An 11,953-nucleotide genomic window follows, 5' to 3' on the forward strand; every position below is an offset into this window, starting at 1 on the left:
CTGCCCGATCGCGGGCGCGGCTAAACGCCGGGGCCCGCCGCCAGCCCCGGGACGATATCGGCGAGGCTGAAGGTGACCGGCTGTTCGAGTTGTTCGTAGGTGCACGATCGCGGGTCGCGATCGGGCCGCCAGCGGTTGAACTGCGCGGTGTGCCGGAACCGCTCGCCCTCCATGTGGTCGTAGCGCACCTCGACGACCCGCTCGGGTCGCAGCGGTACGAACGAAAGGTCCTTGCCCGCGTTCCAGCGCGACCCCTCGTTGCGGCGCGGGGTGCGTTCCCCGGACATGTGGGCGGCCCAGTTCCACGGATGATCGTCGAATGTTGTTACGAGCGATTGCAATTCGGTGAACAGTTCGCGTCGCCTGGCCATCGGGAATGCGCCGATCACGCCCACCGATGCCAGCGTGTCGTCGTCCTTGTACAGGCCGAGCAGCAGCGAACCGATCGCTTCGTCGCTCGACTTGTGCACCCGGTAGCCGGCGACGACGCAGTCCGCGGTGCGCTCGGGCTTGATCTTGTACATGACGCGCTTGTCGGGCTGATAGGTGACGGTCAGCGGCTTGGCGATCAGGCCGTCCAGACCCGCACCCTCGAACTCGGTGAACCAGCGGTGCGCGGTCGGCAGGTCGGTGGTTGCGGGCGTGACGTGAATCGACGGGCCGGAGCCCGCCAACGCGTCGACCAGTGCGGCGCGCCGCTCGCTGAACGGCCTCGACGTATAGTCCTCGTCGTCGAGGGCCAGCAGGTCGAAGGCGATGAACGACGCGGGAGTCTTCTTGGCCAGCATCAGCACGCGCGACTCGGCCGGGTGGATGCGCTGCTGCAACGCCTCGAAATCGAGGCCGTCGTCGGTGGCGATCACAATCTCGCCGTCGATGACGCAGCGCATCGGGAGCTCCGCGCGGACAGCCGCGACGAGCTCAGGGAAATACCTGGTCAGTGGGCGCTCATTGCGGCTGCCGAGCTCGACGTCGAAGTCGTCGCGGAAGCAGATCGACCGGAACCCGTCCCACTTCGGCTCATAAGACGCGTCCGGCGGAATCGACTTGACCGCCTTGGCCAGCATCGGTGACACCGGCGGCATCACGGGCAGTCGCATCACTCCATTGTCCCCGTGGTGGCGGCGCGGTCGTCGTTCGCCGGTTCTGAGGTCAGTGGCCCCAGCGGTATCCGGCATGCATCCGGATCGCCGGAGTAGGCGCCGGCTTCGACGGTGATGTCGCCGTCGTCAAGCACGAAGCCGTCTGGGGTCCAGCGCTGCAGGGGTCGCGTCGAGCACTGGACAGTGACGGACGTACTCGCACCGGTCGACACCGCGATCGAGCTGAAGCCGACGAGATGGCGCACCGGCCGCCCGTCGACCGGGCGCACCGCATACACCTGGACGACATGACGACCGTCGCGATCACCGGTGTTGGTCACCGTCACCCTCGCTTCGAAGCTTTCGTCATGGACGGGCCCGAGCGTCAGGTCCGTTGTGGTGAACGTCGTGTAGCCCAGGCCGAAGCCCAGCGGGTACGCCGCCCGCACGTCGTCGTGGTCGAGCTTGCGCTGACCCCACCAACGGTCGTAGGTCACCGCGCGCGCGCGCCAATCCACTTGCGGCAGTTGTGATTGCTGTCTTGGGATGGTGACGGGCATCCGCCCTGTCGGCTCGGCAACTCCGAGGAGGACGTCGGCAAGTGCGCGACCGCCCTCCATGCCGGGGTACCACGCCATGAGGAGTGCGGCGACGTCGCGGTCCCACGGGTCGACGACGACGGTGCCTCCCCCGATGACGATCACCACGGTCCGCGGATTGGTGGCCGCGACGGCGCGGATCAGCGCCACATCCTCGTCGTGCAGACGTAGATCGGACCGATCGCCACCGAAGGTCCACCAGCGTTGCGAGAAGTTGAAGACCGCGCTGACGATTTTGGCGACCCGAGGCCGACGCATGATCCCACCGAACAACTGCATCGTGTCGGGCCCGAGCGCGATCAATGCCTCGCCTTCGTCCTTCGGCGTCAGGCCGACAACGACCACAGCGACATCCGCATCACCCGGGTCTGTCGTGACGACGCGGTGACTGCCGAGCTGTTCGCGCAGGCCCTGCAGTACCGAAACGGTGTTGCGCGGCCTGACATTCGACGATCCGGTGTCACCCAGGTTGGGTCGGTCGGCGAGCCGGCCCAAAACCGCGACGCGTCGAAGAGTCTGTTCGTCGAGTGGTAAGAGCGTTGTGCCATCCACACTTTCGTTGCGAAGCAGGACCGTCGCGCGGTGAGCCACCTCACGGGCCAGCGCGCGATGTTCGGCGCCGGCCACCACGGAGCGCGGGGGCGTCGGGCGGGCTCGTGCGGCGAATTCGATCTGGGTGCGCAGGATCCGGGCGCAGGCCCGCAGCACGTCGTCGCGCTTCAACTCCCCAGAACGCAACGCCGCCGGCAGCGCATGGGCGCGCTGCTGCCGAAACGGCATCTCGACGTCTTGGCCGGCCGCGACTGATTCGACCGGATGGCGCAGACCCCAGACCCAGTCGGTGTGCACGAAACCGGTGAAACCCCATTGATCGCGCAGGATTTCGGTCAGCAGGTGTCGATTTTCGCCGGCCCACTGTCCATTGACCGAGTTGTAGGCAGACATCACGGAATCGACACCGGCCTCGACGGTGCGCCGAAAGTGCGGCAGGTATCTCTCGTGGAGGACGTCCTCCGGCACCCGGACGTCGATCTGGAATCGAGCTTCCTCCATGGAGTTGAGGGCGAAATGTTTCACGCTGGTGATCACCCATGGCCGGGCGCCTTCGGTTGCCGCCGAACCCATTTCGCCGAGTAGGAACGGATCTTCCCCGTAGGACTCCTGGGCGCGACCCCAGCCGGGAAAGGGCGCGACGTTGATGCAGAGTCCACCCCAGAAGTTGGCGCCAAGAGCACGCGCCTCGGCACCGATCGCGGCACCGACGCGCCGTTCGACGTCGACGTCCCAGGTGGCCGCGCGTGCGATGGCGACCGGAAAGCTGGTGGCCGGGGCGATGCCGACACCGCGAGGGCCGTCGGTGAAACGGAGCCCGGGGATTCCGACGCGGTCGATGCGGCCCGCTGTCACCGCGAGGAAGTTCGTCCGCGTCCGCACACCGTCAACGACGGACTCCAGTAGCGCCTTGTCACCGTCGAGCAGCCACAACAGCTCCTTGTCCGTCAGCGTGGCCAACAGTTCGGCGGCGGCGACGTCGGAGGTCTTTTCGCCACGACGGACCGCGTCCACGACGCCGGCGAAGTGGGTGCCCGTCAACGGCTTACTCTCCGGCGCGCGAACTCTTCGGCGACGATCGAGACGAAGCGGTCGACGTCCCCGGGTGTGGTGTCCCACGAGGTCATCCAGCGGACCTCGCCCCGCGCGCGGTCCCAGTCGTAGAAGCGCGCCCGCTCGCGGATCCGGTCGGCGACGTCGTTCGGCACGGTCGCGAAGACGGCGTTCGCCTGGGTGTCCTGTGTGAAAGCCAGCTCGCCCAATGTGCCGTCGGCCTCGAGCGCGGAGCGCAATCGCTGCGCCATCGCGTTGGCGTGGGCCGCGCTGCGCACGCCCAGATCGTCATCGAAGAGAGCGAGCAGCTGCGCGGACGCGAACCGCATCTTGCTCGACAGCTGCATGGTGAGCTTGCGGAGGTAGACCAGCCCGGTGGCGCGGTCCGGGTCGAGCACGACGATTGCCTCCGCGCCGAGGAGTCCGTTCTTGGTGCCGCCCAGGCTCAGGATGTCCACGCCGGCGTCGCTCGTGAACTCCCGAAACGGCACGCCGAGCGCCGCGGCGGCATTCCACAGGCGGGCGCCGTCCATATGGACCGCCATGCCGTGCTGGTGTGCGTAGTCGGCGACCGCCCGCACCTCGTCCGGTGTGTAGCGGGTGCCCAGTTCGGTGGTCTGCGTGATGCTGACGGCCAACGGCTGCGCGCGGTGTTCGTCGCCCCAGCCCCACGCCTCGCGCGCGACCAGCTCGGGTGTGAGCTTGCCGTCCGGTGTGGGGACGGTGAGCAGTTTGAGACCGGTCATCCGCTCAGGAGCGCCGGCCTCGTCGGTGTGGATGTGCGCACTCGTCGCAGCCACGACCGCGCCCCAGCGCGGCAACATGCTGGTGAGGGCGACGACGTTGGCGCCGGTGCCGTTGAAGACCGGGAACGTCTCGGCACGGGCACCAAAGTGGGTGCGGATCACCTCGGCCAGTCTGGCGGTGTATCGGTCTTCGCCGTAGGCGACCTCGTGACCGCCGTTGGCCGCGGCGATCGCGGCGAGAACCTCGGGATGCGCGCCTGCGTAGTTGTCGCTGGCAAAGGCGCGCCAGTCGGGATCGTGGAGCTGGGATATCGACACACGTCGATCCTGCACCCAGGACCGTCGACCGGGCCAGGTGGCTTACCCGGAGGTAATTGGCACCGCGTTCCTTTTCGCTGCCGGCGTGTCCGACCTGGTGGGCGCTTTGTAGGTACCGAAGAGCTTGTCGCCGAAGCTCATCACGACGGACAAGTTTGTAGGTCGCTTGTTGGAGTGGTGCAGTTCGTGGGCGACGTTGGGTGGCAGTAGCCAACCCGGGTAGAAGCGAATGTCGTAGCCGCAGTGAGTGATCACCATCGCCGTCGTGTTCGCAATCGCGTAGGCGACCATCACCAGGGGGTGCACCCCGAGTACCAGCGGCGGCACGTACAGGCACAGCATCATCATCAGCCCTTCGACGGGATGGACGACGAAGTTGGTCCAGATCGTCAGGGGTGATTCGACCCGATGGTGCAGGTAGTGCACATACTTGAAGACGAACCTGTTGCCGTGCTCCAGTCGATGCCACCAGTAGGTGAGGAACTCCCCGATGACCATCAGCAGCGCGACCTGGGCCACGAAGGTCACCAGTGTCGGTGCAGCGCTTGGTACGTCGATGGTCCACGGATGAAATTTGGCGTTGAGCACGAGCAGCAGTGCCGCCGAACCGATGTAGATGGACATCACCCGCAGACCGTCCAGCCAGGCGGTCCTGGCGGGGATCTTCCGATAGACGGCGACGTCCAGCACCGAGAAGAACACTCCGGTCACCAACACCACAGCGACGACGACGGGCAGGAAGTATAGCGGGAACTCGAAGAACCCCACCCCGATTCGCTCCACCATCCAGTCCCAAATCGGTTGCAGCGCTGACTCGTTCATCACTCTCCTAGTGGTGGGCTAGATCAGGATCCGTCGGGCCGCGGTGCGCAGTTCATCGATGCACTGTTCGACGGTGATGTCAGCGACACTGAGCAGCGCCAGGTCGGCGAAGAAGACGCGCCCGAGCAACGTCAACGACGCGTCCAGCTCGGGAGGCACCTCGGCACCGGCGGTCAGCGCGGTGAACATCTCACGTACGCCGAGGCGGAATTCATCCGCGACCGGACCCAGCGCCAACACCGAGGACATCGTCGCCCGCACCATGGGCAGATCCGTCGCGGCCTCCCGAACGACGTGCTCGATGGCGACCTCGATGGGCGACTTGGGTCCGGCAGCGGTCGCAATCGCCTGCGGGATGCGGGTCGCGAGCTCATGCCCCCAAGCCAACGCCGCGTCGCAGACGACGTGCTCCTTTGAGGCGAAGTAGCGATACATCGTTGCCCTCGACACGCCTGCGGCAGCCGCGATGGTCTCCATGCCGACGGTCTCATGCCCCTGCGTATGGATCAGCTCACGTGCTGCTTTCAGGATCCGCGTGCGCACGTCGACCTGGCGCGCATCCAGCGTGCGACGAATTGTCACGGTCGCTGAGGTCACGGGCGGAGCCTTCTTGTCTGGGTTCATGCTGAAACGTTAGCTGGAACACATGCTGAGACATGTGTATCACGTGATGTCTCACGCGGGCAAGCCCGATGACATTGCCGGGAGTCGGAGGTCTGACGTGTCATGGACGTAATAATGGGCGGGGTGGATCTCCCCGTGCAGCCGCCGCTTGAGCCGATGTTGGCCAAAGCCCAGACCAAGGTGCCGACCGACGCGGGTGTCTGGTCCTACGAGCCGAAGTGGGACGGCTTCCGTGCGCTCGTTTTCCGCGATGGCGACGAGATCGTCGTGCTCTCGCGCAGCGGTAAGGACCTCGGCAGATACTTCCCAGAATTGGTGGAGGCGCTTCGCGACGAACTGGCGCCGCGTTGCGTGCTCGACGGCGAGGTCGTCGTGCCCCGCGAGATCGACGGCCGCATACGGCTGGATTGGGAGTCGCTGTCCCAGCGCATCCATCCGGCCGCCAGCCGCATCAAAATGCTGTCCGAACAGACGCCCGCGCACTTCATCGGATTCGACGCACTCGCCGCCGGTGACGCGTCGCTTCTCAAGGAGCCGTTCCGGATCCGCCGCGAAGCGCTATCCGATGCGGTGAACGAGAAGCGGTGGTGCCATGTCACGCGTACCACCGAGGACCCGGAGCGGGGCGCGCAGTGGCTCGAAACCTTCGAGGGCGCGGGTCTCGACGGAATCATCGCCAAACGGCTCGACGGCCCGTATCTGCCGGGTAAACGGGAGATGGTGAAGGTCAAGCACGCCCGCGATGCCGACTGTGTGGCTATGGGGTACCGGATCCACAAGAGCGGCGAAGGTATCGGGTCGATCCTGCTCGGGCTCTACCGGGATGACGGCGAACTCCAGATGGTCGGTGGCGCAGCCGCGTTCACCGTCAAGAACCGGATCAAGCTGCTGAGCGAGCTGGAGCCGCTGCGCGAGGGTGACGAAATGCGTGACGGCGACCCGAGCAGGTGGAACTCCGCGGCGGACAAGCGGTGGGTCCCGGTGCGGCCGGAGAAGGTCTGCGAGGTCGCCTACGACCAGATGGAGGGAAACACGTTGCACGGCAAGAGGTTCCGCCATGCCGTCAAGTTCATGCGCTGGCGACCCGACCGCGAGCCCTCGAGCTGTACCTTCGACCAACTCGACGTGCCCCTGAACTACGACCTCTACGACGTGTTGGAGTCGACGTAATGGCAACGCCTGCAGAAGAAATCGACGTCGACGGCGTCAAGGTCCGGTTGACCAACCGGGACAAGCCGTACTTCCCGAAGTTGGGTAAGAACGGCACCAAGGGCAAGCTCTTCGACTATTACCTGGCCGTCGCCTCGGGTCCGATGCTGGCCGCGCTGCGAGACCGGCCCACGCACCTGCAGCGCTTTCCCGACGGCATCGACGGCGAGGAGATCTACCAGAAGCGGGTGCCGCAGAAGCACCCCGACTATCTGGAAACCTGCACCGTGACCTTCCCGTCGGGTCGAACGGCCGACGCGCTCAAGGTGACTCACCCGTCGGCGATCGCCTGGGCCGCACAGATGGGCACCGTCACTTTGCATCCGTGGCAGGTGCGCTGCCCCGACACCGAACACCCCGACGAACTGCGCATCGATCTGGACCCGCAGCCGGGCACCGCCTTCAAGGAGGCCCGCGAGGTCGCGGTGGACATTTTGAAGCCGCTGCTCGACGAACTTGGGCTGGCGGGCTATCCGAAGACCTCGGGGGGCCGCGGCGTGCACATCTTCCTGCGGATCAAACCGGATTGGGATTTCATCGCGGTGCGACGCGCGGGGATCGCGTTGGCCAGGGAGGTGGAGCGGCGGGCACCTAAGGCGGTGACGACGTCGTGGTGGAAAGAGGAACGCGGGAAGCGGATCTTCATCGACTACAACCAGAACGCCCGCGACCGCACCTTCGCCTCGGCGTATTCGGCGCGCAAGACCCCGATCGCGACGGTGTCGACGCCCCTGACGTGGGATGAGCTCCGCGACGCCGATCCGGACGACTACACCATTTCGACGGTGCCGGACTTCGTTGCGGGGCGGCCGGATCCGTGGGCGGACATCGACAAGACGGCGCAGTCGCTCGAGAAGCTGCTCGAGATGGTCAAGGCGGACGAGGAGGAGCGGGACCTCGGGGACATGCCGTACCCGCCGAGCTACCCGAAGATGCCCGGCGAGCCACCCCGGGTGCAGCCGAGCAAGAAGGTGGCGGCGAACTGGGACGAGGATGGCAACCCGGTCAAGGACGGCCAGGAACCCTAGCCTCGGCTCCCTTACCTCTGGGCAAGCCTGGCCTATCCAAGTGGGCTGAAAACTGTGGCTTCCATGGGGATATCAGGCGACCCTGCAGCCTTCATACGATCTCCGGCAACCGGCTCGCCTTTGGGGCCAAGACGAGGAGAATCTCATGACATCCACCATCCTGACTCGAATCGGTCTCGGCGTTGCCGCAGCTGCGTTCATGACGGGCATCGCGTTGGGGGCAAGTCCACTTGCCAGCGCACTTCCCGAGGGCACCATCAAGTCCGAATGCAAATCCGCGGGAGGCAAGTACTCGACGAGCGTAGGACCGGATGGCAACAGGTACTCGGAGTGCAGCTACACAGACTCCAGCGGCGTGCTGCACATTGACCAGTACAAGAACGGTCGGTACACAGGCACGTTTGACTAGGGCGAAATCGCGATCAGCCGAATCGCATTTGACGTCGAGCGATATCGACTGGCCGCCGCTGGACCCAACAGATGCGGCGAGTTCTCGCCCGAAACTTGCCGCATGGCAGAGGTCAACCAGCTGCATGATTGCAGGTGAGCATGGCCTGGAAGGATCTGGCACCCGAAGATGCCTGGGGAGCCGCCTTGGGTACGGCCAGGCAAAAAGGCGGCAATGCGGTGGCGGCACGGGCGCCTAAGTCCCCCTGCGGGCCAGATTCGTCCCACGTTGTGAATTGCCTGTCTACCATCGGTAGATGGCAACCGACGCGGCGCGACTGCGCCGGCTACCGATTCGTCTACTCGCGGCCGCACTGACTGTCGCCGCAATATCGTTCGCGCCCAACGGCATTCCGACGGCGACGGCCCAGGGGTGTCCCGACATCGAGGTGATCTTCGCCCGCGGCACCAACGACCCGCCCGGAATCGGGCTTGTCGGCCAGGGATTCGTCGACGCTCTACGTCCCAAGGTCGCGCCCAGAAGCGTCGGCGTATACGCGGTGAACTACGCCGCCACCTTCAACTTCCTCCGCGCCGCCGACGGGGCCACCGACGCGAACAACCACGCCCAGTTCATGGCGAATACCTGTCCGAACACCAAGTTGGTCCTCGGCGGATTCTCGCAGGGCGCGGCCGTCGTCGACCTGATGTTGGGTGTCGCCCCGAACGTTTCCGCGATCTCCGGCGTGAGTGCGATTCCGGGTTTGAATGCCATCCCCGGTCTGGACCTCAACGCTCTCGCGAGGCCGATGCCGCCGGACGTGGCGAACCGTGTCGCCGCTGTCGCCGTATTCGGCAATCCGCTGGGCAGGGTCATGGGTCCGCTGAACGTCCTCAGCCCCGGGTTCGGCGCCAGGACCATCGACCTGTGCAACCCGCAGGATCCGATCTGCGACACCGGTGACCTGAGCAACCGTGCCCCGCACCATCAGTACGTCCCCGGAATGACCGATCAGGCGGCGACCTTCGTCGCCGGACTCGTCTAGTCCCCGGTGCGCTCGACCCGGGAGTCGAAGTCGCTGTCGAAGGGGCACGCGCCGGTCACCGTGTAATGACCATTTCCCGTGAGCAGGGTGATCGGATCCTGCGCGGGCGTTGGCAGTGGGTACTGCAGGGTGATCTCGCGGCGGGCGGCGCCACCCTTCTCACACGTTGAATCCGAGATCCTGTTCGCCAAGACGAACTGATTCTTGGCGAAGGTGAGGATCTTGGCGCTGTCCGGGTTGGCCCAGTAGCTCAGGCAGCGGTCGCCGGTGCGAAGGCAGTACGTCGTGATGTCGAAGCTCACGTCGGCGCTGCGGTTGCCGTCCTTATAGGTGTCGACCTCCTGATAGCGGCCGTACAGTGCCTCTGCGGGCGAGGCCACCCGGGCGGGCAGGGTAGCGGGGTCGACGACCGAGACACCGCTCTGCGGGTCTCCCGTGCGCGTGAACGTCACCGGTCGGTTGCTGGCGCAGTTGGGGTCCGTCGACCGGACGATGAACTCGCCCTTGAGTGACCCGTCGGGCTGTGACTGCAGCGACATCGTCTCCCAGACCTCCGTCGACGCGGCACTCCCGCACTTGCCTTCTTTCGTGTTCACCGCCTCCCAGCGACCGTCCACCTCGTCGAGCACCAATGCCGTTGCGGCGGTGACAGATCCATCCAGCTTCGTCGCGCTCGCCACGCACTTATCACTGCCGTCTTCGCAGGCCGACTTGATCACCCACGTCTCATTGCCGCCCGACGCATTCTGGAACGGTTGACCATTGGGCTGCGTTGGCGCGCCGAACGTGGCGGCGAACGTCCCGTTGGGTCCCGCGCCCGGCGGTGGTGCGCTGCTGCCGGGCGCGGACTCCTCATCACCGCCGAGCACGACGAGGATCGTGCCGACGGCGGCGAAGATCATCACGAGGGCAATGGGAACGACGATCGCCGTGCGCTTGTACCAAGGCAACGGCGCATCGTCGTCACCCCGCTGCCGGCCGGTATCGGGCCCAGTGGGTGGCGACTGCGCCGGTGGAGTCTGCGCCGGTTGAGCCTGGGTGGGAGCGGCCGCACTTTCGTCCAGCTGGCCCGGTGCCCCAAGGTGCGTGGGTGCCCACGCCTGGGCGACATGGTCGGGCGTCCCGGCTTGAGTGGGTGCCCATCCAGGTTGGGCCGGTTGCGCTGTCGTCGGCGCCCACGCCTTCTCACCCTGCTCGGCCGGGCGTGCCTGGGTCGCATCCGCGGCCGGCGACGGATCCGCGGCCGGTCGGGCCTGTGTCGCATCCGCGGCCGGTTCCACTTGTTCGGTCCGCCGGGGCTTCTCCTTGTGCCAGTGCTTCTCGGTGTCTTCGTCCTGGAAGCCCTTCGTCGGAGCCAGTGGTGCTGCCCCGGGTGCCGTTTGACGCGAACCGGGTTTCGTCCGCTGAGTCCGGCCGCCGTTGGCGATCGCCGCCTGCGCCGCGCGGGCCATCTCCGTCGTCGTGGGGTAGCGGTCCTCGGGGTCCTTGGCCATCCCGGCGGCGATCACCGCGTCCAGTTCGGGCGAGACGTCCTTCCGCTTGATCGAGGGACGCGGTGGCGGGGCCGTGAGGTGGCCGGCGATCTGCTGTTCGACGCTCTCGCCCGGGAACGGCCGGCTGGACGTCAGGCATTCGTAGAGCACACAGGTCAATGCGTAGATGTCGGAACGAGTATCGCTTTGGCCGGTGGTGAACCGTTCGGGTGCCATGTACGGCCACGTGCCGACCACGTTGCCGGTGGCGGTCAGCTTCGTCTCTCCGGCGGCGCGCGCGATGCCGAAATCGATCAGATACGAGAAGTCGTCCTCGGCGACGAGGATGTTGGACGGCTTCACGTCACGGTGCACGAGCCCGATCTTGTGGGCGGCGTTGAGCGCCGACGCGATCTGCTCGATGATCTTCACCGCCCGCGCGGGTTCCATCGGTCCAGCGGCGAGGACGTGCTCCAGGTCTTGGCCCTCGATCAGTCGCATGTCCACATAAAGCCGGCCCTCGATCTCGCCGAAGTTGTGAATAGGAACGACGTGCGGGTTGTTCAGACCCGCCGCGGCGAAGGCCTCGTGCCGGAACCGTTCCTCGAAGACGGGGTCGGCGGCCAGCTGCCGAGGCAGCACCTTGACGGCCACGACGCGGCGGGTGGCGGTATCGAACGCCTTCCACACCTCACCCATGCCGCCGCGGCCGATCAACTCGACGAGGCGGTACCTGCCGAAGGGCGTGCCCTCCACTACGCCTCCTGGGAACTGCGGCAAACCAGCACGTCCACACTCTTCACGATCGGGCAGCCGCCCGTTCCTGTATTAGAGACTGAATCGGCAGCGGGCATAGCGCAACCCACTGGGCGTGATCGTTTCCGCAAGTGTCTTTCCTCCGCCGCTGCGCGGGCCTGGTACGTAGGTGAACTATCCCTTGAGAACGCAAATCAACCACATCTGTGGGCTTGCGTCCCGGCTAAGAATGCCATCCGCCTTCAAAATTTGCTGTTTT

10 protein-coding genes are annotated in these 11,953 nt (G+C 66.0%); 4 read left to right on the forward strand and 6 right to left on the reverse strand.

What is annotated here, in order from left to right:
• Positions 1-20: 20 nt before the first annotated feature.
• From M1248_RS06365 to M1248_RS06385, 5 genes are read right to left on the reverse strand one after another with little or no spacing between them, the layout of a single operon-like run.
• Positions 21-1,100 (reverse strand): ATP-dependent DNA ligase, encoded by a 1,080-nt coding sequence (locus tag M1248_RS06365; RefSeq protein WP_317147883.1) that lies wholly within the window; start codon positions 1,098-1,100, stop codon positions 21-23.
• Positions 1,100-3,274: a beta-glucosidase gene (locus tag M1248_RS06370; protein ID WP_317147884.1), complete on the reverse strand. Its 2,175-nt coding sequence runs from the start codon at positions 3,272-3,274 to the stop codon at positions 1,100-1,102. Before M1248_RS06370 ends, M1248_RS06365 begins: the two co-directional genes overlap by 1 nt.
• Entirely contained in the window at positions 3,271-4,350 is a 1,080-nt protein-coding gene (locus tag M1248_RS06375; protein ID WP_317147885.1) for a low specificity L-threonine aldolase, read from the reverse strand. The genes M1248_RS06370 and M1248_RS06375 overlap by 4 nt, the downstream gene beginning before the upstream one ends.
• Positions 4,351-4,392: 42 nt before the next feature.
• Positions 4,393-5,172: a sterol desaturase family protein gene (locus M1248_RS06380; RefSeq protein WP_317147886.1), complete on the reverse strand. Its 780-nt coding sequence runs from the start codon at positions 5,170-5,172 to the stop codon at positions 4,393-4,395.
• An 18-nt stretch (positions 5,173-5,190) separates the two neighbouring features.
• Entirely contained in the window at positions 5,191-5,796 is a 606-nt protein-coding gene (locus M1248_RS06385) for a helix-turn-helix domain-containing protein (protein ID WP_317147887.1), read from the reverse strand.
• Between the two features lie 114 nt (positions 5,797-5,910).
• Here M1248_RS06385 and M1248_RS06390 point away from each other — a divergent pair, with 114 nt between their 5' ends.
• From M1248_RS06390 to M1248_RS06405, 4 genes are all read left to right on the forward strand, one after another.
• Complete coding sequence (locus M1248_RS06390; RefSeq protein ID WP_317147964.1) at positions 5,911-6,966, forward strand: ATP-dependent DNA ligase; 1,056 nt, start codon at positions 5,911-5,913, stop codon at positions 6,964-6,966.
• Positions 6,966-8,033: a non-homologous end-joining DNA ligase gene (gene ligD, locus M1248_RS06395; RefSeq protein WP_317147888.1), complete on the forward strand. Its 1,068-nt coding sequence runs from the start codon at positions 6,966-6,968 to the stop codon at positions 8,031-8,033. Before M1248_RS06390 ends, ligD begins: the two co-directional genes overlap by 1 nt.
• Positions 8,034-8,178: 145 nt before the next feature.
• Positions 8,179-8,442: a hypothetical protein gene (locus tag M1248_RS06400; protein WP_163731975.1), complete on the forward strand. Its 264-nt coding sequence runs from the start codon at positions 8,179-8,181 to the stop codon at positions 8,440-8,442.
• A gap of 295 nt (positions 8,443-8,737) precedes the next feature.
• Complete coding sequence (locus M1248_RS06405; protein WP_163731973.1) at positions 8,738-9,466, forward strand: cutinase family protein; 729 nt, start codon at positions 8,738-8,740, stop codon at positions 9,464-9,466.
• Here M1248_RS06405 and M1248_RS06410 read toward each other — a convergent pair.
• A complete protein-coding gene (locus M1248_RS06410; RefSeq protein WP_317147889.1) occupies positions 9,463-11,694 on the reverse strand; it encodes a serine/threonine-protein kinase in 2,232 nt (743 codons plus the stop codon). The genes M1248_RS06405 and M1248_RS06410 overlap by 4 nt on opposite strands.
• Positions 11,695-11,953: the final 259 nt, after the last annotated feature.

This window comes from Mycobacterium sp. 29Ha (genome assembly GCF_032883055.1).
Taxonomy (GTDB): Bacteria; Actinomycetota; Actinomycetes; order Mycobacteriales; family Mycobacteriaceae; genus Mycobacterium; species Mycobacterium gallinarum.